Genomic DNA, 26,022 nt, shown 5'->3' on the forward strand with positions numbered 1-26,022 from the left:
ACTTGCTGGCTGGTTAATTGATTGGCTGAATCGCGGCTGTGGTATCACAGTTTGTGACACCACCAATGTAGACAACAACACAACTAAATCATTTTCAATACATTAAATAACTACTCTTTAAATGAGTGGTATCACAACTTGTGATACCACCGGAGTAAAAAACTGAACTGGTCACCATTTTACCTGAAACTGTCACCATAACCAACCGCCAATTGGGTGTGAGCTTTGTGTCATCATTTAAACAACAAATAAGATGGCACAACAGCACAAAATTGCCCTGGTTACCGGTGGTAGCCGCGGGCTCGGAAAAAATGTAGCGCTCTCGCTTTCAAAGAAAGGTATCGATGTAGTTCTTACTTACCGGAATAATAAAGAAGAGGCTGAAGAGGTTGTAAAGTCCATACGCGCAAACGGACAGCAGGCCATAGCCCTGAAACTGGACGTAGGTGATATTAAATCTCTTGATGGGTTTATTCAACAGTTGACTTCCGCACTGAAAGATAGTTTTGGCACTGAACAGTTCGACTTCCTGATCAACAATGCCGGTATCGAGGGATACAACCTCATTACTGATACTCCCGAAGCATTGTTTGACAACCTCTACAATGTTCACCTGAAAGGAACTTATTTTCTTACGCAAAAAGCAATATCGCTGCTGGCTGATGGTGGCCGCATTATCAACTTCTCTACCGGTCTTGCCCGCTTTGCAGTTCCGGGTTATAGTGCTTATGCATCTATGAAGGGCGCTATAGAAGTGTTTACGCGTTACCTGGCGAAAGAACTTGGCGCCCGTGGCATTACTGCCAACACCATTGCTCCGGGGCCTGTTGAAACAGATTTTACGAAGAACTCGCTGGGCAATCCGCAGGTAAGAGAGTTTCTTGTAAGCCAGACTGCGCTCAAGCGTACTGCCTTACCGGAAGATATTGGTGGTGTGGTTGCGTTCCTTTGCACACCTGAAGCTGCCTGGGTTACCGCACAACGAATTGAAGTTTCCGGGGGGATCTTTTTGTAATGTTCAATTGGGCTAAAGCCCAGTAAGTTGTACGTTTTTTTATCCCGGCCCTGAAGGGCCGGGCAATATTCGCCCGCTTCGAAACCTTACTTCGATAGCAGATTATCAATAACCGACTTGTTTGCTTAAGGCTTCTATTGCGGCGAAGAGATATACAGCAGGGGCATTCCAGTTGATGGCAATTTCATTGCTGGCATAGGAACAATCCTGGTCAGTAAAAGCGGTTTCGGGTTCTGTGAATTCATATTTACAACGATCCTGTCTGCCGGGGTTAGGTCCTCCGGATAATAATCCCGGCACAGGGTCTACGATTCCATCTGCCACAGAAGGCCGGTGGTGTGGGTGCATCACCGGGTAAGTGCCGATTCCCGTTACAAAGCTGAAGCCTGTAGCATTTCTGCCCAGCAGGTAATCAAGATTCGTCAGCGCATAGTGTATATACTTTTTATCTTTTGTAAGCAGGAAGGCATTGATCAATAATATTCCCTGATTGGCCGCCACAGAACTACTGCCCCATACAAAGTCAGACTTCTGTCGTCCCATCACGGTATGAAAAGCATTTTCGCTGACCGGTGTTATGTACCAATCGGCCAGCTTGATTATTTTTTCTTTGAGCGTGGCTGCTTCGGCTGTGTGTCGTGACGGCCACGCTTTATTATTTCTCAATAATGTATAATATCCCAGCATGCGTACGTTGGCCCAGGATGGGATCGCTAGCAGGCTGTTTAGTTCTTTGTTCACTGTACTTTCATATGTTACATCTCCCGTAGTGATCAACAACTCGGCTGCTGCCCATAACCATTCGTCGTTAAAACTTCTATCACCGTAGCCGCCCGTAGAAACAGCCGGCTTATGTGTTGTATTCATTTTATCCTGGTCATATACGAGATCGGGATTCTTCAGCGCCCACTGCCAAGCTTGTTTGGCAGCAGCGAGACAAGAATCGGACAATCCAGGTAATTGTTTATTGAACGGTTTGTAGATACGTGCAGCTTGTGCCATAACAGCGGCGAAGTCTAATGTAGCGGCTGTTCCTTTTTGTACCACGTAACGCGGTAGTTTGGTGACGCCGGGCATAACCATGCCATCGAAAGCAGCATTGGTGCATTTGTTGTACACGCCTCCATCATTGGGGTCCTGCATCGTCAGCATCCAGCGCAGGTTGTATAATACTTCATCCAATAGGTCGGGGATGCTATTCCTGCTTTCCGGAATATTCGTCTTTAGTGCATTGAAGTATTGAGGAAAATCTTCATAGGCCGATAGCAGCGTGCCCATGGTAATACCACTGTTTACGATGTATTTGTTATAATCGCCTGCATCGTACCAGCCACCGGGTGAAGCAATAACAGTTCCGGCAGGTCGCTTTTCAGTAGCTGCAGCAGGATGGATCAATACTTCCGTATCCGGATGGCCTGCAGGACGATGCCATTTACCTGCATATTGCTGTTGCAGCGGCATCGACACGCGCTGGTAATAAAAGCCTTTTAATAAAGCTATTGAAGAACTGTTGTGAACGTTCGCCGCAATGCGAAATACATAAGATGGTGCGCTGCCTGGAACTATCAGCCGGAAACTGCCGGCTTTTTGGAAGGCACTGAAATCGGCCAGCTTCGTTTGTAAAGAAGAATTGGATGATTGTTTTTGAGGGCTCAGTTTTCCCCTGTAGACCGTATCGCTACGGTTAGCATCAATAATTGTAAAGCTGGTGGCAGTGATGTTGCCTACTATAGCTGCCACTTTGGGCGCCTGTACATAATACCCCTCCTGGTTGATGCGAATGGGATTGACAGGTTGCTGAGCTTGTGCAAAAGCAACAGACGATAAAGCGATGATAATAGTGGCGAGGTGCTTCATGAGTACTTATTCGTTTAGCGTAACTGACGATCTTTTGGTCTGGCCGGCTAAAGCGGCCTGACCAGTATACTATTGAATAATGATCTTTTTAGTGGTATTGCCTTTGGCCGTGATCACCTGCAGACAATAAGCACCCGCTTTCAGGAATCGATGGACCGGCACTACCTGCTCGCCACGGGTATTTATTTCATACAATAGCTGGCCTGACTTGTTGATCACCCGCATGGATATTTGTTCTGCAGGAGAAAAGCCATTGAGCTTCACCGAAAAATTGCCGTTATCGGATGGATTAGGAAACACCTGCACCAGTTTGTCTTGCGGGTCAATATCTACGACAGCGGTCACGCTGCTTTTCTCCACCAATACAAATGTAGCTGAACGCGCCGGAATGTTGAGCCTGATATCGTTTTCACACAGGGCTGAATTGGCTTTCAGGTCTACGTAGTTGGCCGGGCCACCAGCTTCACCTGTGGGTCCACTTCCATTGACCAGTACCTTACGGGAGAACTCACCATTGTCAGTATCACCGGTTAATGTATACCAATAAAAACGATTACCGGGATTAAAGTTTTGAAAGTTCAGTTTTACCAATTGTGCACTTGTTCCTTTGTTCACGATCACGATACCTGCCTGCCCCGAGCTGAACGTAGAAGCATAACTTATTATATCATTATGCCCAATGACTGAAGCGCTGACCATCTGGTCGCCAAAATACTTTCTGAAATAATACATGTGGTAAAAAGATGGCCGGGGCGTCCATGCAGCGACGCCCGGCTCACCGCCCTGGCTGAAAGTTCCATGGTCATTGCCATTGTCCCACCCGTTGGCCAGGTTCCAGCGGGATGCTTGCCCATACTTGCTTTTAATCAACTCTCCCAAAGTTAGCGTAGCATGCAAGCCATTGATGTGTGACACCATTTGTTTGGAGCCCACTGCAAAAATGTTCCATTCCGTCAACGCGATAGGCTTCAGCGCTACCCCACCCTGCTGTGTAGTAGTCTTCATCCAGTTCATCATGCTTTGCGTTTCCGTAGCTGCTGTGTTCAGAATGACGCTCGCTGTAGAATTTTCGTTATAGGGTGTGTAATAGGAATGAACGATGTAGAAGTCGGCAGCATTTCCTGCCTTGCTGAAGTAGCCGCTGTTCCAGGTTCTGTCGACCGGATTCCAGGAATTGGCGGCATCGTATTGTATCAACTGCGCGCCGATATAGATGGTAGTTCCTTTTTCTGAAGCGGCTTTACGCATGGAATCGATAAACACTTTAATGTGCTGTCCATAGAGTTCGCCTGTGATGATCTCCGGCTGACCGTCTTTGTTTTTCTTGACATCAATTTTATAACCTGCCTGCCAGGGACCAGCATCTTCGTTGCCTATCTCCCAAAACTTTGTTCGCCCGTTATCATATCGTACCCAGTCGGCAGCAAGGTGAGCGGCCTGCTTTACCGGATCAGCACTTGTGCCATAACGGGCATAGCTGTAATTCACTGTGATGATGCCTGTACTGCCTGTTTGTTGCAACATGGCATAATAGTTATCGAGCGATAATGTCCAGCCGGCTGTGTTCTTTCCATACCAGTAGCCTGCTATCACTTTTTTTCCATCGGAGTCGTAGAGGGAATCCGGCACATCGGCTGGTGGTGTATTGGGTAATGCATTCCAGAAATATACGCTGCTGATATTGCCGCCCGGCATGCGGATGATATTGGGAGCAAGGTTTTTGATGTGATCTATCAACACCGGCTCTGTTACCATCTGTGTCATGTAAGGATTGGCATTGTTGCCAAAGAGATACTTCGACACTTTGTTGATGACCTGGTTGGCATCAACGGTAATAGTAACGGCTGGCGAACCTGCCGGCTTAGCCACGTTGTTGAAAGCAGGCGCCGTAATGTTTACAGGTTGCCAGTCGTTCAGGAAAAAACCTGGATCTTGTGCGTGCATGGTAAACCCCTGCACGCAAGTACAGCAAAAAGCAAGCAGTAACTTTTTCACGCGGGTCGTTTAAATAAGAAACATCTCTTTGTAAGGGTGGGCCGCCCTCCCGCAGAGCGGGACAAGTTTTGAGGGCGACCCAGCCTTCGAGATTACTTCACAATTTTATATACACGGATATTATCGATCGCTATATCCAGTTTGGGAATAGGTGTTCCGGTATCGTTAACAAACATGAACCTGACCATTTCATCAATATTGCCAATCACATCCGCTACTGTATTAGCCTTGTCTCCTGCTCCATCGGTTCCGTTGGCTGCTTTTTTTCTGAACTCACTCAACGGTACCGTTACAGTGGCCCAGCCGTTGGTTTTGAGGCCTGGGGCCGTTTTCCATGGTTCGAACCGGTACATATATATCCAGGTATCATTGGGTGGAGGACCTATAAACAGTACACCATTCGACAAAGGCTCTTTTATATATATTTCAAACTTCATGGCGTAGTTGGCTGCAGGGTTACCATTTTCGGAAGCAGGTAGCCAATCTCTCTTGAATGTAATGATGCCTCTTTTGCCATTCCACCAATCCCAGTTATTGCCGCCGATCGCATCCTGCTGCAGGTGGGCATATTTTCCATGGTTACCGGGGAATAAGGCTGCATCATCTTTGATAGAGCAACCCCATTCATAGTAGCTTATGTCATCAAAGTTGGCAATCATGCCGGTAGCAAAGTCATTGAACCGGAAAACTGACGTGCCTGTTCCAAACTTTGTAACTACCTGAACGGTGCCTGCCTGTGTGATACCGGCAGGTACTGTTACCTGCAAGGAAGTGCCCGAGGTAGTAGTCGCAATATTGGCAGTAGCTGCTACACCGCCGGGGAAGATGACCTTTTCTACAAAGAAGAAGTTATTCCCCATGATCGTGATGCGCTCGCCAGCTTTTGCGTTTTCGTTACTGGCACCACTCACGATGGCAGGCGGTGGTACTACAGGAAAACTGAATACTACTTCTCCATTTTTTGTAACCACCTTCACCGTATTCAACTGGCTGGGATCAAGACTGGCGAAAGGCATATCAGCAGGAATAGTCACCACGATATTATTATCAGTCAATATGGCCGAATTGAAGGGCGTAGGATACCCATTGAAAAAGACCCGCGTGGTGGAAGCAAAGCCACTACCCTGTATCACCACCGTTTGTCCCGGACCAGCCAGGGTCAGCGTTGAATCGTTCGGCGCAGGGGTATTGGCCCGCAGCCTTGTGATAACGGGTTTACTGTCATCGTCCTTGTCACAGGCTACAAAGCCAATGAACAAGGCCAGCAACAATATTATAATCTGCAATTTATTATTACGCATAGCGCAAGGGTTATTGTGTTATAAATGTGTTAGTCGGGCAGCACGCTGAAATCAAATGCTACCGGTGCTTTGGCCAGGTTTGGCGCTTTCACCAACTCTGCCTCGGGCATTGGCAAATAGATGGTTTTATCGCTTACCTCATATTTCTTCGTCGTAACTGTGAACGCCCAGGTACGTGGGTTACTGGTACCTGTGTTATAGGTAAGTGTATAGGCGCCTTTTTCCTGATCATTGATAATGGCCGTCGCTTTGGCAGGATTGAAATAGTACAAGCGCATCAATTCGTACCAGTAAATGCCTTCAAATACGGTTTCAATCCTTTTCTCCAGGAAGATATCATCAAAGTTGATGGAAGCCTTCTCCGGCATGCCAGCGCGCTTGCGCACTGCATTGTAGTATTTCAGCGCTTCTGCGTCTGAAGTACTGGCTGCATCACCAAGAATCGATTCTGCATAGATGAGGTATACTTCTGCGAGACGCAGCATATAGGTATTGATGTAAGCGCACATTTCACTGCCTTTGCCTGCATTGTCTTTTACGGAACCAATGATGTACTTTTTGGTATTGGCTACATCTGTAGCAGTGAAGTTATAACCGTTCAGGTCTTTGCGTATTTCAGGATAGAAATCGCCCTGGAACATAAATGTCGCTTTACGCCTTACAGAATCGGCAGGATTGGCCAGGTAATACTGGATCAGGTTGGCAGAGGCTCCGTGTGCAGCACCCCATCCATCCCAGCTACCGGTAATATCTCCATTGCGCGCCATATAGGCCTGGAAGGAGTTGTTGATACCCCAGGGATCTTTGATGGGCATCCACTGAATGGAGAACAGGCTTTCTTTGTTATTCTTGGAGCTGTTGTGGTTCTCTCCACGGAACAGATCATAGTAATTAGCTTCCAACACAGCAGGACTGTTGTGCACTACATCTGCTGCATAAAATTTCGCACTGTCCAAGTCGGTTTTGCGGCGTGTGTTACCACTGCCCACACCTGCCCTGGTGAGGTACATCCTGGCCAGCATGCCTTCTGCAGAGTATTTGTTGATCCGTCCTTCTGCGAATGAAGTGACAGGCAGGTTCTTTGCTGCATAGGTCATGTCTTTGATGATGAGCTCCCAAACGCTCTCTATTGTGTTGCGCGTTACGTTGGGATCACCCATTTGTGCTACGTTGTCGTAAATAATTGGTACTGCTCCCCAGTTGCTCACCAGGAAATAATAACCCATGGCCCGCATGAAGCGGCATTCTGCAATTCCGGCTCTTTTTATATCATCCGGTACTGTAGTGGCATTGTTGCGAATATTCATCATGGTTTGGTTGCTTTGTGCAATGATCTTGTAAAAAGACTTGTACGCAGGCAACAGGGTGTTTACGTCGGTGGAGGCCACAGCGAAACGGTAGAATTGATCGCGATCGTTGGATATCATATTACCCCCGCGGGCATCACCAAAAGACAAGGCGGCTTTGTCGTTATAATCAAACCACACGATGTTGTACAGTGGCGCCGTACCGGCCCTTACTTCTTCGGTGGTTTTATAAAAGATGTTGGCAATCAACTGGTCTTCCGGCGGCCTGTTCAGGAATTCTTTATTACAAGCCTGTGATCCTATCAGCACCAGCGTGATCAATATGATTGAAAGCTTTTTCATATTCTGCATTTTAGGAAGGTTAGAAATCAGCGGTGAGGCTGAATGAATACATTTTGACAGAAGGATAGCGTGCATCATCTACTCCAACTGTGAGTGAACCATAATTGGGTGTCATACCAATCTCCGGATCGTACCCTTTGTATTTCGTAAACGTGGCCAGGTTTTGTACACTACCCGATAGCTTCAGGTTGCGCATGGCTATTTTGGAAGCCCACTTAGCCGGCAGGAAATAAGAAAGGGTAACATTTTTGATGCGTATATATGATCCATCTTCGATGTACCATTGTGTGGCACGGAAGTTACCGTTGGCTGTATTGGGTGAAATACGTGCAATCTGGTAACCTGGATTATTCAGTTTGGTAGACTGGTCATTGGCATCGATACTACTGGGACGTGCAAAATTGGCTACTGACTTAAAATAGTTGCTGAAAACGGCAGCGCCCTGGGGGTTCTCATTCACATATCTTGTGTAGTTGTACACATCATTTCCCTGTACGCCAACGATCAGGACGTTCAGGTCAAAATTCTTATAGGCGAATGAGTTGTTGAATCCAAATGTAAACTTGGGCCAGGGGTTACCAATCACCACACGGTCGTTCTGATCGATGACACCATCGGGTTTTCCGTTGGGGCCACTGATATCCCTGAACTTAACATCACCTACCCAGGTACCTTGTGCAGGGTCAACCAACATAACACCGCTTGCCAATTGTTTAGCATGGCCTTTGATATCTCCAATATTCTGGAATATGCCATCGGCAATATAACCTGTAAGTAATGCTACCGGCTGGCCTACTCTGGAAGAACTGATCAATGAACTGGTTTTATAGGTACTGTTGATAGGTGTATTGTTGTATAGCTCTGTGATCTTGTTACGGTCTATCGAGAAGTTCAATCCTGTTTTCCAGGTAAAGGGTTTTTCAATATTCACCGTATTGATCGTGATACCAAATCCTTTGTTCTCCATCGAACCTACGTTGGATGTAGGGAAGCGGATATAACCGGATGAGTACGACATATCGCCACCGGAATAGAAAGGAAAATCATTGGTGGTAAGCAGGTCGGTAATTTTCTTGATATAGAAGTCGGCAATTACTTCCACGCGGTTGTTGAACAAGCGGGCATCGAAGCCTACGTTCAGTGTCTTCGATTCCTCCCATTTCAGGTAAGGATTGTCAAAGTTGTTGGACAGATAACCTGTACCGCCAGCAGTAGGTACGCTATACAAGGCAGCAAAATAACCTGCAGCAGCAGCATTACCACTAAGGCCATACTCTACGCGCAACTTCAGGTCATTAACGGCTTCCATGTTCTTCATGAAGTTTTCCTGTGATACTCTCCAGGCGGCAGAGAAGGAAGGGAAATAACCCCACCTGTTCTCGGGACCGAAATTGGAAGAGCCGTCTGCACGCATGGTAGCCTGCAGAATATAGCGATCATTGTATACATAGTTCAACCTGCCAAAGTATGACTCGCGGGCGCTTGAACCTTTTGAGCTGGAGTTGGTGGCAGTTAAGGCATCACCTCCCGGCAGTTCCTGTATATTGTTGGTAATGTAATTGCGGCGCAATCCTTCCAGCCCTTCATGTGCATTCTCTGTAGCTTCATGGCCTATCATGGCTGTAATGCCGTGCTTGCCAATTTTAGTATCGTACTGCAAGCGGGTTTGTAGCCCCCACCAGTAGTTGTTGCCACTGCGGCGTGAAGAAACGGTCGTGGTATTCTCGTAGCCATTGAATTTATAAGAGGGGTTAAAGATGTAACTGTTTGTGTATTGATAATACGTATTGAACTCATTGTGCAATACAAGACCTTTCATGAAGTTGATATCCGCATATATACCGCCGATAAAAGCCATCGACTTATTGCGGTTGTCGTTTATTTCCGCCAGGGCTACCGGGTTGGTGTATTGGAATTGTGTGTTTACCGGACCACCCCAACTACCATCCGGATTCGTAACCGGTACAGCAGGATTTTGACTGATGGCAATATTCAGCAAATCGCCATTGGTGGTATTTACATTTTCTTTTACCTGGTTTACGCTCAGGTTGACGCCCAGCTTCAACCAACGCCTGGTTTGGTTGTCTATGTTTAAACGGATGGAAGAACGCTCAAAGCCTGAACCTCTCGCTACGCCTTCCTGCTTAAAATATTCTGCACCGGTATAAAAGGTAGTCCGCTCACTACCTCCGCTCAAACCCAAACTGTATTTCTGCAATAAGGTTCTGCGAAACAGAGATCGCTGCCAGTCGGTACCTGGCCCTAATACAGAAGGGTCGACGAACTGAGGTTCAAATGCTGCCGCACCTGCCTTCGCAAATTCATTGCGGTAGGTAGCATATTCCTGCAAGTTCATCACCGGTACTTTTTCCGGCCTGTCCTGAATAGTAGTCAGGCTGCTGAAAGCTACTTTTGTTTCGCCAGCTTTACCTCTTTTGGTTGTTATAAGTATTACACCATTGGCTCCTACCGCTCCGTAGATGGCAGTTGCCGATGGTCCCTGCAGTACGTTGATGGTTTCAATATCATCCGGGTTGATACCTGCGAGAACGTTGGAAGAAACGTTTGTGGCCGTATTGCTGGTACCAGTACCGCCATTGGGATTATCAGGCTTTATTTGTACTCCATCAATAACATATAATGGCTGGCTGGAGTAATTGATTGAGCTAATACCGCGAATCAGTACTGAAGGTGCTGCACCGGGTTGTCCGCTGTTGGACGTAACGTATACGTTGGCAGCTCGTCCCTGTAATCCCTGTTCCAATGTAGTGTTGACCGTCCGCTGCATATCGGCAGCAGTAACAGTAACCTGCGAGCTACTGAGGTCTGTTTTCTTCATACGGCCATAGCCTACTACCACTACATCCTGCAGATCATTATAATTCGCATCCAGTCTGATGTCAAGATTATTTGACCTGCTGCCTATCTTCACTTCTTTGGCGGCATACCCAATGGAAGAAATAACCAGTATATCTCCGGTCTTGGCTTCAATGGTAAAATCTCCTGTTGAATTGGTAGAAACTGAATTAGTTGTTCCTTTAATAGTAACCGATGCGGAGACTAACGGTTCCTCACCCATTTTGCCGGTCACCTTACCGGTGATCTTTCTCGCGGCAGTTTCTTGTTGTGCATACCCCTGGGAGATGGCCAGCATGCACAATACCAGCGTCCATAACAGAGCAGCCGGCTTTCTGGCAGTTTTGGTTTTTTTCATATGTGATCGTTTTCGTTTTGCAAGTATCACTTGAGTTATAAGGATGACTATTTCATCTTCACAGTTACTTTCTTCCCACTGTATTTAATAACATGGTCTGCTTTTCCGTCCGGGTCAAATGGTTTCGGCTTGTCTTTACTGATCCATATCACCCGGAATGTTCTTTGTTCGAGCATGCCGTTGAACTTTCCTGTTCTTTCTCCGATCGTCAATGTTTTGGAGGCTTCTTCATAAGCGAATGGGATGTTGGCAAAAGCTCCCTGTTCATAGTTATAATTGGTGCCTTCATCTTCGTAGAGGGTAAACTGTCCGTCCTTGCCGGTATATACCAACAGGGTGATGGGATCGGCAGGCTTTTCTGCCGTGAACTGCATCTCCGGGCCAGTAGTTACAATAGAACCTTCTTTAATGAACAGCGGAACCTTTTCTACAGGAGCATTTGCTGTAATGGAAACGCCGCCCTGCAAGTATTTTCCTGAATAATAATCGTACCAACCGGTACCTGCCGGCAGGTATACCTTTCTGTCGGTGGCTTTGTATTTAATAATAGGATTCACCAATATGGAAGGGCCAAACATAAATTGGTCGCCTATGTCTTTCACCTGCGGGTCGGCCGGGAAATCCATCGCCAGCGCTCGCATGATGGTATAATGATCGTGATAGGTTTTGCCTGCGAGAGAATAGATATAGGGCATCAACCGGTAGCGCAGCTTATTATAATACAACATGCTTTGATAAGCAGGATGCGTTTCCGGCGCTACATTGTATATCTCGCGATAAGGAAATTGACCATGTACACGGAAGATGGGGCAGAAAACACCAAACTGGTACCAGCGGGTCATCAGTTCGCGCCATTCTTCCAGGTCTTCTCCTTTTGCATTTTCATAACGGGGCTCTACTGCGAAACCACCAATATCAGTTGTCCAATAAGGAATGCCCGACAGGGAGAAGTTGAGCCCGGCAGATATTTGATTGCTGAAATCTTCCCAGCGTGCTGCAATATCACCACTCCAGGATGCAGCGGCATAACGCTGCAGACCTGCATAAGCTGAGCGGGTAAAGATGAATACACGCTTATTGGGATCAACAGCCCGTTGACCTTCATACACTCCTTTTGCATTTTGCAAGGCAAAGGCATTGAAGTAGCGTGTTGACGAACCGAGTGCTGTAGGGTTCATCGTTTGTTTTCTTTCTTCCGGCGACATGTTGGAATGAATATCCGGTTCGGTTGCATCCAACCACCAGGCATCCACTCCTTTATTATATAGTTTTTCATTTATCAAGTTCCAGAAGGCTGTACGCGCCTGTGGGTTGTAGGCATCATAGAAAGTGGAGGTATAGCCTTTGCCTATCCAGTCGCGTCGCTGCTCGGCAATATTCCTTTTATACAACCAGCCATTTTTGTCGAATTGCTTATAAACAGGAATGCCTTCATAGAGCTTGGGCCATACAGAGATCATGAACCGGGTATTGTATCGCTCATGCAGGGTTTTGATCATGCCTGCCGGATCGGCAAAGCGGCTGGAGTCGAAGTCCTGACTACCCCAGTCGTTCTCTTTCCAGAAAGACCAGTCCAGTACTATATTATCCAGCGGTATCTTCCGCTTCCTGAACTCGCTAACGGTGTTGAGTATTTCATCCTGTGTTTTGTACCGCTCACGACTTTGCCAGAAACCCATGACCCATTTGGGCAGCAATGATGCCTGACCGGTGATATCGCGGTAGCCGCCAATCACTTCGTCCAGGTTCTTTCCCTGTATAAAATAGTAATCCAGCTGATCGCCCGATTCGGAGCTGAAACCAAACTGGTTTTGAAGATCACCCTGCAGCGGGCTTAACCATTTGCAGGATAGATAGGACTGCCCCCCGTCGGGCAGCCACTCTATGCGAAAACTATATTTCTTTCCTTTATCGAGCTGTACTGGTAATACGGCTGTGCCTGGCATCCAGGAATGACGCCAGCGGTCGGCCAGCAGCTTGCCATCGATCCATATTTTGCTGTAGCCACCATAACGGAACAGGAATTGATGTACACCTGTGTAGGCAGATTCTATTGCTCCTTCCCAGGTCACTTTTACATCCTCCAATTTTATTCCTTCGGGAAATTCTTTCTGGGAGCATAAATAATCATAGGCCAGTACCGATTCGGGCCGCTTCACGATTATCTGTAGCGGGCTTGACTTCTTCGCATAGGTGGCTGTGAGCCAGCCCTGGCTACCATCCGCAGCATAGAGCTTCAGGGTTGAGAGTGGTTCAAAATCGCGGGTATCGCCTGCTTTGGTAATTGAATAATTATCCCAGAGAATGCCATAGTTTTTAGAGGATACCAGGAAGGGAACGGCTATTTCTGTGTTGTTCTGCAAAAGTTCTACCTGTTGCCCTTTATGGTTCATGATACCATTCTGGTGCTGGCCCAGTCCATAGAATGCCTCATCCGGCGTTCCCATGAATTGTTGGTTAAGCCTAAAAGCTGGTTGGCCTTCTTCTGTGAATGGTGTAAAATATTTAGCGCCTTCTTTAGGCTCAGCCAATATGGGAGCACCCGTGTGATCGGTAAAGCTGATCTCGCCGGTTAGCAGTGATACAATGGCCTTCAATGCCGGTGTGATCAGGGTCACCTGTTCTTTGTCTTCCTTCACATTCCATTTTACGGGCGTTCTTTTCTTCGCAAGGGTAATGAGACTGGGCACATTGCTGAAAGAATCTACCGGGCTGGCCGTTACGCGTATAATATGGTCGGTGATGGCCTGTAGGCGGACCAGGCAAACCCCGTTGGGCATTTTGCGCTTTACGTGAACAATAATTCCGTCTTCTACTTTTGAGTAATCACCGGGGGGAATCGTGTGTGCAGACAGGGTGCTTACGGACAATAGGGTAGCCACAAGACAAGACAATACAATCATGTTCTTCCACATAGCAGTCATTCGTTTCGTTTCAAAATCAGGCGCCGGCGGCGGTCCTTTTCGGTTCGTATACCGGCGTCGTAAATGTAGAACGCGACGTGCTAAAGGAGGGTAGGCAGATGTTTATGAATGGGTATTCAAATGTTAACCTCGGGAAACAAAGAATTGATTGTCAATATTATTTTTATGTACCGATCACATTATTAAGCTCCGCTGGTTCCCCACTGACTGGGCAGTACATGATACTCCAGCTTGAAATATTTGGAGAAGTATTTCGGGTTGTTGAAACCAACTTCATAAGCGATCTCGGCCACCGTCATTTGAGATTTCTCAAGTAACTGGGCAGCCCGTTTGAGCCGTACTGAACGGATAAACTCGATGGGCGTTTTGCCGGTGAGCGCCAGTAGTTTTTTGTACAGGGCCACGCGGCTCATGTATACCCCCTTGCTCAGTTCTTCTACCGAAAAGTCCGGATTGGCGATGTTCTTTTCGATAATCTCCATCACCTGGTGCAGGAACTGCTCGTCGGGCGAGGCCACGCTCACATCAGCCGGTTTTAACTCGATGCGCTTCTCGAATGTTTTACGGGCAATAGCCTGTTGGGCCAGCAGGTTCCGGATGCGTGACAGCAATATTTCAAAGTTGAACGGCTTGGTCAGGTAATCATTGGCCCCGGTTTCCAGTCCTTTTAGTTGTTGTTGTTCCCCCGCCAGGGCTGTTAACAGGATGATGGGAATGTGCGAGGTACGCTGGTCTTTCCTGAGCTTTTTGCACAGGTCGATACCGTCCATCTCCGGCATGCTGATATCGCTCACCACCAGGTCGGGGTGATGGGCCAAGGCTTTTTGCCAGCCTTCTTTTCCATCGGCGGCCTCGAGGATCGTGAAATATTGTCGCAGGTTGTCTTTCAGGTAAAACCGGAAGTCTTCATTGTCTTCGACCAGCAACAACATCTTTTTGCGGTCGCCATGACCATTGAGTGCTACCGGTTCAGATTCAACGACTACCGGCTCTTCCGATTTCATCAGTGCAGCCGTTACTGTATGTCCATTCAAAGTAGCAGTGGACACAATAGCCGGCACATCCGCTGCCTGTACTGGTAGCCAAACAGTAAAGCAACTCCCCTTTTCAGGTTCACTGTCTACGGTAATAAACCCGTTGTGCAGCTTTACAAACTCGCGCGTGATGGATAAGCCGATACCACTACCCTGGTTGACAATGCTGCCGGGCGTATCGTGCTGGAAGAAACGTTCAAAGATCAACTCCTGCTTTTCTTTTGGTATGCCAATGCCCGTATCTTTTACCTGGATGGCAAGGAAGGACTTGCCCGGTTCTTTTTCTTCACCACGCAGGACCACCGTTACACTGCCATGTTCGGGCGTGAACTTGAATGCGTTGGAGATAAGGTTGAACAGGATGCGTTCCAGCTTATCGTGGTCGAAGCTGGAAACAAGGCTTTCCACTTCTGTATAAAAGTTGAAGCGGATATTCTTCTTCTCGGCTATGTCGGTAAATGAATAAGATATGTCTTTAGCAAACCTGACTATATCGGCTTGCGCCGGGTTCAGCTTCAACTCCTGCACTTCCATTTTGCGGAAGTCGAGAAGCTGGTTCACCAGGTTCAGCAAACGCCGGGCATTGCGGTGAATGAGCCTGAACTGTTTTTGCTGTCCTTCACTCTCCGATTGTTGTATCAGCTTTTCCATGGGCGTAAGGATCAACGACAGCGGTGTTCTGAACTCATGGCTCACATTGGTAAAGAAGCGGATCTTCATCATATCCAGTTCGTGCATGCGTTGGGCCTCTTTGCGTTGCTGCTCCAGCTGGAAACGGATGCGTGCACGCTGCACTATCATATGCCTGCTGAACCAGAGTATACCGGCCAATACCAAAGCATATAATACATAGGCCCAGGGCGTTTTCCAGAAAGGCGGTAATATTTTAATGTGCAGGGTTAGTTCCTGCTCATTCCATACGTCATTACTGGTGGCTGCTTTTACACGGAAGGTGTAATCTCCCGGATCGAGGTTGGTGTAGGTGGCCACCCGCATCCTGCCATCGGTAGTGGTCCAGTCTTCGTTGAACCCTTCGAGCTTGTAAGCGTATTTATTTTTATCGGCATTACTATAACTAAGCGCGGCAAATTCAATAGACAGTACGTTTTCATTGTACTTCAGGGTAATGTCCTCTGTTTGTACAATGGATTCCGGCAACACCACCCGGCCATTGATCTCCTCACCAATGCCTACACTTTTATTGAAAATGCGCAGGTCGGTAAATACCAACGGGATTGATTGACGTGCCGGTACTATGCTGGCCGGATGAAAGATATTGAAGCCATTAGGGCCACCGAAGATCAACTCTCCCTTACTTGTTTTGTACGCTGCATTTTCGTTGAAAGCTGTGCCCTGTAAGCCATCCAATTCATCGTAGCGATGGCTTTGCAGTTTATAGCTGTTTTTAGCTTCGTCGTATTGGAGTGTAATGTGTGCAATACCATTGGGCGTACTTACCCACAAGGTACCTGCATCATCTTCCAACATCGTTTGCACGGTATTATCCGGCAGGCCATCTTCGCGGCGAAAGACGTGAAAAGTATTTTTCTTTCGGTCAAAGAGGCTCAACCCATCTCTCGTGCCCACCCAGATGTTTTCTTTGCTATCCTGCAGGAGGGTAATGACATTGTTGTTACTGAGACTGGCAGGATCGCCCGGTGTATTGTAATAATGTACAAAGCTATCGGGTAAATTAGGTCGTCGCCACAACACATCCACGCCGTTGGCAGTGCCAATCCACAACCTGCCACTTTTATCTTCAAGGAGCGCAGCAATGTAATTGGCGCTTATCGAGGCAGGTGGACCAAAGGTATAATGATGGAATATGTTCTTCTGCCGGTCGAACCTATCCAGACCACCGTTCAACGTGCCTATCCACAACTCTTTCTTCGAATCTTCAAATATCTCCCATACCCGGTTATCGGAAAGACTATTGGGATTATCTGTATGGCGGTAATGGGTAAACTTTTTTCCATCATAACTATCCAGTCCGCCAAAATAAGTACCTATCCATAGCCGCTGTTGATGGTCGATGCAAAGGCTTACCACTACATTGTTGCTGATGCTATTGGGATCACGCGGATCGTGCAGGAACTGCCGGAAGGTTTTCCGGCTACGGTCATAATAAATAAGGCCACCGCCATTGGTACCGATCCACAGGTTGCCAGCTGCATCTTCGATAAACTTGTTGACATCATTGTAGGGCAGGCTTTGCGGATCTGATGGCTGATGGGTAAACAACGGAAAGCTGACCGTGCGTTCGCGATAAAAGTTCACGCCTTGTTTGTAAGTGCCCACCCATACGATGCCTGCTTTATCTTTATAGGCAACGGTCGTACTGTTCTGGCTCAGGCTTTTCGGGTCATCGTCATTGGCCATGAGATACTGCGTGGTGTGGCTCTTTTTATTCAGCACGTTGATGCCACCGTGATCGGTACACACCCATATATTGCCTTTGTTGTCTTGTAGCAATCCCATCACCAGGTTGTTGTTCAGCCTGAATGTTCCTACCCCTTCAGTGATACGCTGCAATATACCTGAAACCGGACTGTATTGAAATACACCGTGTGTGGAGCTTGGGACGTACAGCCATAATTCGTTTTGCGCATCGATGAAGAGCACATAATTCAACCGCTCATATTTCATGGCCTGTGCCAACGCTTCGGTTTTAAATACGACGGTACCTTTACGGCCATCTATCTTTTCTATGTGCCCATCATTGAACACCACCCACAGATCGCCATGGGTATCTTCTGCCAATGATACAGGCGTTATTTGTGTGGCCCCGGTGCCTGTGGCCTGATATACCTTACTGGTCTTATGTGTAACGGGATCATATTTATACAAGCCCGCTGCATCCATGATAAACCAGAAATGACCACGGCTGTCTCTTAAAATATTGAGTACCTTGGCAGGTGGCAGTGCATATTTACCCAATATGGCAGAAGCATTGCGGTTAAACTTTTCGGTAAGGGGATTGAAGACGTTGAGGCCGCTCCTGTTCTCCACCCAAATGGTATTGTCGGGCCCTTCAAGGGTGCGGATGATGAAGTCATCGGCCAGCGTGGAGGAGTCGGACAGATTGTGCCGGAAAACGGTGAAGGTGTAACCATCGTAGCGGTTGAGGCCCGACATGGTGCCGAACCACATAAATCCTTTACTATCCCTGAAAATGGTATTGATCTGGTTGTGCGACAGTCCCTGGCTGATATCAATCCGGGAGAACTGGTATTGTTGGGTTTGGCCCAACAAGCCCCAACTTGTCAGGCAAAGCAGTAGTATAATGGCAATCGTCCTCATACGCATCCGCCAAAAAATTAAGCTTTTTTGGGCGAATGAGGAAAATTGTCTTTCAGACACTAATCAAAAAGAGACACCAGTCACCTGCGTCGCTCAGGGAAAGGTATCTCCTTTATCGTCTGTATTAAGTGGAACTATATATTCTCGATCCAGCAGCCGGCAGCTCCCACGATATGAGCGTTCTCACCCAAGCGGGCAGTACGTACAGGAATGTCGATGGATGCGGCTTGTAATTCTTCTACTACCTGCGCCAGGAACCATTCGGAGCTTTTAGCAATGTTGCCACCGATGACCACTACTTCAGGGTTATTGTCGCGGATAAAAGACGTCAGGAAGGTAGCCAGGTGATGGCCAAATTGCTGGAATACTGTTTTAACGCGGGGGTCTGAAGGGATCAGCGCCACCAGCCCTTTTACATTTTCAACCGTAGTGCCGCTCACTTTCTGGTAAGCCTTGATGAGCCAACGGGCAGAGATATAATCTTCTGCGATGCCATCCAGGTAAGGAGCACACCATAAATTGGCATCTTTGGCGATGCCGTTGTGAAAAGTAGCAGTGCCCAGGCCGGTACCCAATGTAACGCCTACTGCACTTTTGAACCCACGGGCGGCGCCGCCTACCACTTCGCCCTGCAGGAAGCATCCTGCATCGTTCATGAGGCGAATGTTGTCGGGGCTTACGCCCAGCCGCTCGGCCATCATTTCTTTCACGTTCAGGCCGTAGAGGGATTCGTATTTATTCTGGTCTTTTATAAAGGAAATGCCTTTTTCGTAATCAAAAGGACCGGGCATGGCTATGCCTACTCTTTTGGGCAGGGATGGTTGTGCTTCAAAAACTTCACCAATGGTTGCGCACCAGCTGTCAATAATACTGGCAGCATCTTCCTGGGCATTTATATGTTTACGGGCTGAAAAGGCAGGCAATACACTCCGGACTTCCAGGTCAACGAGTGCAGCAGTAATGTGAGAACCTCCAATATCAACACCAGCCACTAAAGGATTATTCATGCAAGAATCAGTTTTGGGCTACACGTACAGCTTTGGTATCAAAAAATAAGGTTATGTTTTTGTAACTGAACGCAAATATACTCGCGGAATCGCTAACTATACCGTTTTAGCTAATATTTCTTAGTCATTTGCCAACGGCTACAGGCGCAAGCAACCCCCTCCTGCCGTAAAACGTATGGAGTATTGGTGATCAATGCCATAACTCAATAACCCACCCTTTGAGACATATTATTAAAAAAAGCATTTCCATCCTCACCCGGGAAGAGCGCCGGCGAATGGGTATGCTGGTGGTATTGGACCTGCTGATCAGCCTGGCCGATATTGCTTCGTTGGCGTGGCTGCTGCTGATCGTCAGGATCTACACGCAGCCGGAAGCCGCCGAAGCAGTGGGCTTTTTGCCTACCTGGCTGCAGAACAGGCAATCGCTGCTGCCCATCACGGTTTTCCTGCTCCTGTTCAGCGGCAAAAACCTGGCAGGCTTCCTGGTGTACCGGAGCCAATGCCGGTTCATTGCCCAGGTGGCCACGCGCATTGCCCGTCACCGGCTGTTACACTACCTCGAAGGCGCTTATACCAACTATGTGAACGTAGATTCAGCCGTTCATATCCGTTCGATCAGTTATCAACCCATCGATTTCTGTCAGCATATTCTGGGCGGCATCCAACAGATCATTACCCAGACGGTGTTGATCATCCTGGCGGTTAGCGCCATACTCATATTCAATGCACAGCTATTCCTGTTGTTGTTCCTCCTGCTGCTGCCGCCCGTAGTGGCGGTATTCTATTTAGTCAAGAGACGGCTGAAACAGGTGCGCAGCAACGCCCGCAGCAGCAGTGAAAAAGCGCTGCAACACCTGCAGGAGGCCCTGAATGGTTTTGTAGAAAGCAATATCTATGATAAAAACGCCGTATTCCTGGACCGGTACATGACTTATCAGCAGCAGTTCAATACGCACTTTGCCAATACGCTGATTGCCCAGGGCATGCCTGCCCGCATGATGGAAATATTTGCGTTGCTGGGACTGTTTATCCTCGTAGCGCTCAACCAGTGGTGGGGTCCGACCGACAGTAACGCCATTATCACCATCGGTGCTTTTATGGCCGCTGCTTACAAGATCATTCCGGGCATCGTAAAGATCCTCAACACCAGTGGACAGCTACAGACCTATTCCTATACTGCCGATGCATTGACGGATGAAGTGGCCACTATGTCTGATAAACAACATCATGATAAGCTACCCCCTATCCAGTCGCTTCAGTTCAGGAATGTACATTTCAGTTTTGGTGATAAAACAGTGCTGCAAAACCTGTGTTGGACATTGCAGCCGGGCGACTTCCTTGGCATATCAGGTCACTCCGGCCAAGGTAAGACCACCATCCTCAACCTGCTGCTGGGCTTTTTAAAACCGGGGCAGGGTCATATCCTTATCAACGACACGCCGGCGGACACGCATGAACGGCGGCAATATTGGCCGGTCATTGCTTATGTAAAGCAACAGCCTTTCCTTATTCACGATACTATTCTGCACAACATCACGCTCAATGGCAGCCACTACCACGAAAAGAAATTCAAAAGGGCCATCGCTTCAGCCGGGCTAAGCAGCTTGTTCAATGGAACAGGTGATACTGGTAAGATGATCACCGAAAATGGACGTAATATCAGTGGCGGGCAGCGACAGCGAATAGCTATTGCGCGCGCTTTATATAAAGATGCAGACCTGATCATTCTCGATGAACCGTTCAACGAATTGGACGCCGACTCGGAAAACGCCTTGCTACATCATTTCAAACAGCTTACCCAACAAGGAAAAATGGTCATACTGATCACGCACAATAAAGAGAGCTTTTCTTTCTGCAATAAAATTGTATCCCTGGATGAAGAAGCCTGAAACTTTGGTAGTGATAACACCCGCTTTTCCTGATCATGAACAGGCTTCGTGGTGGGTCCCTTCTCAACAGGGGATGGTGAAGGCATTACAGGAAAACTTTCCGGGGATAAAGATCACTGTGCTCTCGCTGTTGTACCCTCAGCAACAATCAGCTTATACCTGGTACAATATAGAGGTAACGCCTTTCAACGGCATGTATTACCGTAAATGGAAGCGTCCGGCACTCTGGAAAAATGTGTGGCAGTCGTTGCATGGTCTGCGTCGTCGATATACCATTATTGGTTTATTCAGCTTCTGGAGTGGCGAGTGTGCTTTTATCAGTCAATACTTTAGCCGGTTGCATGGTATCAAACATATCAGCTGGATATGCGGTCAGGATGCCACGAAGCAAAACAAATGGGTGCGCTTCATTCGTCCCAAAGGTCACCAACTGGCAGCAATGGGTGCTTTCCTGCGCGATGAATACCAGCGCAGCCACGGCATTCAACCGCTACACTTAATACCCAACGCCATTAACCCGCAGGCGTTCCCGGTAACTCCTCCTGCAGAAAGAGATATCGACATTATGGCCGCCGGCAATTTTGAACCGCTCAAACAATATGACCTGTACGCAAACATTGTGGCCACCATCCGGAAAAGTCTGCCTGCTATTAAAGCCATTCATTGTGGCTTGGGCAGGGAAAAAGAAAAGGTGGAAAGTATTATACAAGCTGAGTCTCTTGATAACACGCTTTCGCTGCTTGGGGGTCGGCCACATCCGGAAGTACTGACATGGATGCAGCGCAGTAAGGTATTCCTTCATACTTCACGTTATGAAGGTTGCAGCACCGTATGTCTCGAAGCGTTGTATGCAGGTGCCCATGTGATCAGCTTTTGCTATCCCTTCGATCATCCAATGCCTCACTGGCATGTGGTGAAGCAGGCAGATGAAATGGTGGCCAAAGCTATTGAAGTACTCAGCGACCCAACTACTGATCATACTTCGATATTATATCATTCCATGGACGACAGCGCCAAACAGGTGATGGAATTATTTACCCGTGAACTTAAGCAATGAAAGTAGTCAACATCTTTTACTATTATGACGACAGGGTTAGCAGTGAAGAAGAACTGATCCGGTACTACTATACCACTACCGGCTGGTCTGAAGCATTACATACCAGGGGTGTTGAGAGCATCATTATGACACGATTCATGAAGGAAAGCTTCTACCAGCAAAACAATATCTCCCACTACTTTGTAAAAGACAACCTTGGCAGCCGGATCAGGTTTTGGCAACTGCCCATCAGGTTCCTGCGCCGGGTCAATGAACTGGATGCCGATGTGATCCACGTACACAGCCTTACGCTTTCCCTACAAACTTTTTTATTGCGATTGTTGCTGAATAAGAAAACAGCTATTATCGTCCAGCACCACGGTGGCAAATCACCGGGAGCATTTAAACGGACAGTACACAACCTACTCAACAGTGTGGCAGATGCCTTCTTTTTTACTACCACTGCCCAGGGTGCTGCGTGGTTTCTGAAGAAAAATCCTTTTGATAAAGTATTACCTGTTATGGAAGGCGCTACCTACTTTGATTACGATAACAGGGATGCCAGCAGATTGTCGGTGTATGATGACAGACAAAAGACCAGAACAAAAACAGGCATGCATGGCAAGCCGGTTTTTCTCTGGGTAGGACGGCTGGACGGCAATAAAGATCCGCTTACCATACTGGAGGGATTTGAGATCATTTTGCAGGAGCATCCCGGCGCCAGGTTATTCATGATCTATAGTGATGGTTTATTATTACCAGCTGTACAACAAAAAATAGCAGCCTCTACGATCTTGACCGCTCATGTTAGTCTTTTGGGCAAAGTGCCTCATGAAGAAATAGAACAGTATTACAACAGTGCCGATTATTTTGTATTGGGCAGCCATTATGAAGGATCTGGTTATGCGTTAAGCGAAGCACTACGTTGCGGATGTATTCCGATAGTAACGAATATTCCCAGCTTTCGCATGATGACCAACAAAGGGCAATTGGGTGCTTTATGGGAGCCCGGTAGCAGGGACTCGTTTGTAGAAGCAATAGCAGCGGCTCTTCAAAAACCATTGGAGCAGGAAGCCAATGCCTGTATCTATTTTTATCAACAGCAGCTGTCTTTCGAAGCGATTGCCCGGGTAGCAGCGCAGCATTACCGGCAGGTGGTACAAACCCGGTTACAGAAAAACGGTAAGAGCGCCTAATGTTTGCTCACCGCATATAAATACAGATTTCCGCCTTTCTCGATGGCTCCTTCTATTTTATCCATCAACTTCACCTGCCAGGCTGTAGCAAAACGGGTATCCACTGTAGACAGGTTATCCGGTGAACCGGTAGATATCATCCAGAATTTATCGACGCCGTGTGTAGCAAGGTATTCAGCGCCTTCTGTGTAGCGATAATTGCTTTTCATAAGTTTAGCCATATCGCTATCCCACAATAGAAAAGACACTTCTTTCTTCAGGTCGAGACAATAAAAAGGCTTGTCCATAAAAGCAGCAGTAGCATTTGCTCCCCAATAATCGACCACTATCTTTTCATTGGCAGGCACCTTACCGACCAACGCTCCTACCCTGTTGAAATTGGAAAAGGGACGTCCACTATCTGCACCGATAGCCACGGCAGCTGCTATCATCTGTACTACCAGCAGGCTATTGACTACCCATTTATGCCAGCGGACCGGCATTGCTTCGTAACAATACAACCACCAGGCCGCCAAGAAACCAATGTAGATCAATCCGGCATATCGGGCACATCCCAGCGGAAAGATCAGCACACTAATAAAGCCAGTGACCAGCAGGTTGCTGAAAAAAAGCAGGTTGCTTTTGCGGCTCTTGCGCAGGATGAAAAAGATAGCTGCTATAATACCAACCGATAACAAAGGGGTGAAATATTTCATCCACCTGTAGTCATGTTGCCATTCCATCAGGAATTGCGTGTTCCAGAAATGTTCATCCCACCAGGCCGGAACAGGTGTGATAGATCGTAAAGGGGATTGCACGGTGATCATTACGTTGGAAATATTCCAGCGGCCCATCCAGAAGTTTACATTCAGCGCGCCTGTTGAAGGCGGGAACATAAAGTAACACGAAGGCAACAGGAATACAGCGCCTGCCAGCAGATGAGTAGCAATACGCCGCATATTTTTATGCTGTTCATAATCCCATACCAGGTAATACAAGTGAAGGCTGCCTGCCAGGATCAATCCAAATAAATGTCCGTTTGCCAATACCAGCAGTAGTCCGTAATAGCAGAACATTTTATACCGGAAGGAACGCCGCATGATCAGGCAAATGCAAAAAGCCGTCAATACGCCAATGGCATAGTTGCGGGCCAGTACACTGAACTCAAAAGCAAAATAATAACCGAAGGGGATCAACAACCTCGATACCAACGGGAGGGGCGAATAGAACAGTATAAGAAAAACAGTAAGGGTAGCTATAGAAAGGTGCACAGCCTGAACCCAGGAAAAGTTATGGGTGAACTTGGAAACAATCCACATAATAGTATACCAGGTAGGTGGATGGCCTTCGTACCGGCTATTTTGAATCACATCGAGGTAACTGGCGCTTCCTTTGGCAATGTTCCAACTGTGTATCTCATCGCCCCAGGGTTCATGATGCAGCATGGCATATACTGATAGCAATACATATGCAAAGAAAGAAATACCTGGCAACAACCTCACCCAGGAAGCCTGTATGCCTCTGTTATCCGTCCAGGTAAGGTTTGCGTAATTACTCATAAAGATGGCTCCACTACTTTTTTGTTTTCCCTGGCAGCCTGGTAATAAGGGTTTTGCTCCCACGTGATCTGCCAGAAGGTCTTTACAGCCGCCCGTACCATATTCCCGTCGCGCATGCGTATAAAAGTTAGGATATTACCCGTCAACGACCACAGCAACCACGACTTGCTGGTCGTCTTCAGCCGCTCTTTGGTCTTCATGAAATAATGCAGCGCCAACATCCTGCGATAATATTGAAGTGGCCGTTTAAGTCGGTTCTCCGCCTCGCGATGATGGTATACAAAAGCATCGTTCAACACATGAACACCCGTGTCGGGGAATCCGATATTCACACCGTAGTTATCGCCCATGCCATGGCGATCCAATACCTCCTCGTAGGGCGAATGCAACAACCATTCTTTTTTAACCACGGATGCGCCCAGTCCATATATAGGTGTGGTGAAGTAATCACCCGCAAAATCCGTTACCACCGGCCAGCCAGCGCGGGTAATGTGGTTGCCTTTTCGCTGGTAATAACCGGCAATCCTGCGTGTCAGGACATTATTATTGCGCGGCCTGATCTCTCCCCAAAGGCTTAGTTGAAATACATAACTCCATACCAGCGCCACCGGTGAATGGATGATGTAATTGGCATTCCACTCCCCCTCTACCCACTGCTTCACCAGGCCAGAGACAGCGCCGGCCTCCGGGTGCAAGGCTACATGGTTAGCTATTTTTTGCAGGTAGTCAGCCGGCATTTCTATATCGTCATCACAAAGGAATATCCATTCCCCTTTTGCCATACGTATGCCTTTGTTACGTTGTATGCACACCGATTTTTCAGCACCGAGATAGTAAATGGATAAACCTTGAAAAGCAGCAAAGTCTTCCGTTACCAGTCTGTCTTCACCCGAATCAACGATAATTACTTCGCGCAGGGGGTGAGCAGACAGGTGCAGGTTGTGCAGCAATTGCAATAGCCGCTGCTTCCTGTTGCAGGTGGGAATAACAACACTTATATCCATTTGAATCGGGCTGTAACCATCTTCAGCCACGGCAATATTATATAATTATTTACCAACGTAATC

The 26,022-nt window shown here is 47.5% G+C and carries 14 protein-coding genes; 4 read left to right on the plus strand and 10 right to left on the minus strand.

What is annotated here, in order from left to right; translation table 11 throughout:
- The first annotated feature begins 253 nt into the window (after nucleotides 1-253).
- Complete coding sequence (locus AC5JBY_RS26815; RefSeq protein ID WP_495907753.1) at nucleotides 254-1,015, plus strand: SDR family NAD(P)-dependent oxidoreductase; 762 nt, start codon at nucleotides 254-256, stop codon at nucleotides 1,013-1,015.
- A gap of 105 nt (nucleotides 1,016-1,120) precedes the next feature.
- Here AC5JBY_RS26815 and AC5JBY_RS26820 read toward each other — a convergent pair whose 3' ends face one another.
- The 8 genes from AC5JBY_RS26820 to AC5JBY_RS26855 form a co-directional block, all read right to left on the minus strand.
- Nucleotides 1,121-2,872 (minus strand): glycoside hydrolase family 9 protein, encoded by a 1,752-nt coding sequence (locus AC5JBY_RS26820; RefSeq protein ID WP_495907754.1) that lies wholly within the window; start codon nucleotides 2,870-2,872, stop codon nucleotides 1,121-1,123.
- A gap of 69 nt (nucleotides 2,873-2,941) precedes the next feature.
- On the minus strand, nucleotides 2,942-4,867 hold the full coding sequence (locus tag AC5JBY_RS26825; RefSeq protein ID WP_495907755.1) for a T9SS type A sorting domain-containing protein: 1,926 nt from the start codon (nucleotides 4,865-4,867) through the stop codon (nucleotides 2,942-2,944).
- Nucleotides 4,868-4,959: 92 nt separating this feature from the next.
- Entirely contained in the window at nucleotides 4,960-6,168 is a 1,209-nt protein-coding gene (locus AC5JBY_RS26830; protein WP_495907756.1) for a glycan-binding surface protein, read from the minus strand.
- Between the two features lie 29 nt (nucleotides 6,169-6,197).
- The gene (locus AC5JBY_RS26835) at nucleotides 6,198-7,817 is read right to left on the minus strand and encodes a RagB/SusD family nutrient uptake outer membrane protein (protein WP_495907757.1); all 1,620 of its coding nucleotides are present in this window, start codon (nucleotides 7,815-7,817) and stop codon (nucleotides 6,198-6,200) included.
- Between the two features lie 19 nt (nucleotides 7,818-7,836).
- Nucleotides 7,837-11,031, minus strand: coding sequence for a SusC/RagA family TonB-linked outer membrane protein (locus AC5JBY_RS26840; RefSeq protein ID WP_495907758.1), 3,195 nt, complete (start codon nucleotides 11,029-11,031; stop codon nucleotides 7,837-7,839).
- A gap of 47 nt (nucleotides 11,032-11,078) precedes the next feature.
- On the minus strand, nucleotides 11,079-13,946 hold the full coding sequence (locus tag AC5JBY_RS26845) for a TIM-barrel domain-containing protein (RefSeq protein WP_495907759.1): 2,868 nt from the start codon (nucleotides 13,944-13,946) through the stop codon (nucleotides 11,079-11,081).
- A 191-nt stretch (nucleotides 13,947-14,137) separates the two neighbouring features.
- A complete protein-coding gene (locus AC5JBY_RS26850; protein WP_495907760.1) occupies nucleotides 14,138-18,289 on the minus strand; it encodes a two-component regulator propeller domain-containing protein in 4,152 nt (1,383 codons plus the stop codon).
- Nucleotides 18,290-18,423: 134 nt separating this feature from the next.
- On the minus strand, nucleotides 18,424-19,296 hold the full coding sequence (locus tag AC5JBY_RS26855) for an ROK family protein (protein ID WP_495907761.1): 873 nt from the start codon (nucleotides 19,294-19,296) through the stop codon (nucleotides 18,424-18,426).
- Between the two features lie 218 nt (nucleotides 19,297-19,514).
- On the opposite strand from AC5JBY_RS26855, the gene AC5JBY_RS26860 reads away from it, so the two are divergent.
- Genes AC5JBY_RS26860 through AC5JBY_RS26870 form a run of 3 tightly spaced genes read left to right on the plus strand, consistent with a single transcriptional unit; the run spans nucleotide 19,515 to nucleotide 23,417 of the window.
- Nucleotides 19,515-21,185, plus strand: a complete 1,671-nt coding sequence (locus AC5JBY_RS26860; protein ID WP_495907762.1) for an ATP-binding cassette domain-containing protein — start codon at nucleotides 19,515-19,517, stop codon at nucleotides 21,183-21,185.
- Nucleotides 21,172-22,242, plus strand: coding sequence for a glycosyltransferase family 4 protein (locus AC5JBY_RS26865; protein WP_495907763.1), 1,071 nt, complete (start codon nucleotides 21,172-21,174; stop codon nucleotides 22,240-22,242). The genes AC5JBY_RS26860 and AC5JBY_RS26865 overlap by 14 nt, the downstream gene beginning before the upstream one ends.
- Entirely contained in the window at nucleotides 22,239-23,417 is a 1,179-nt protein-coding gene (locus AC5JBY_RS26870; protein ID WP_495907764.1) for a glycosyltransferase family 4 protein, read from the plus strand. The genes AC5JBY_RS26865 and AC5JBY_RS26870 overlap by 4 nt, the downstream gene beginning before the upstream one ends.
- Here AC5JBY_RS26870 and AC5JBY_RS26875 read toward each other — a convergent pair.
- Entirely contained in the window at nucleotides 23,414-24,955 is a 1,542-nt protein-coding gene (locus AC5JBY_RS26875; RefSeq protein ID WP_495907765.1) for a hypothetical protein, read from the minus strand. The genes AC5JBY_RS26870 and AC5JBY_RS26875 overlap by 4 nt on opposite strands.
- Nucleotides 24,952-25,959, minus strand: a complete 1,008-nt coding sequence (locus tag AC5JBY_RS26880) for a glycosyltransferase family A protein (RefSeq protein ID WP_495907766.1) — start codon at nucleotides 25,957-25,959, stop codon at nucleotides 24,952-24,954. The genes AC5JBY_RS26875 and AC5JBY_RS26880 overlap by 4 nt, the downstream gene beginning before the upstream one ends.
- Nucleotides 25,960-26,022 lie beyond the last annotated feature (63 nt).

The organism is Paraflavitalea sp., from assembly GCF_059502485.1.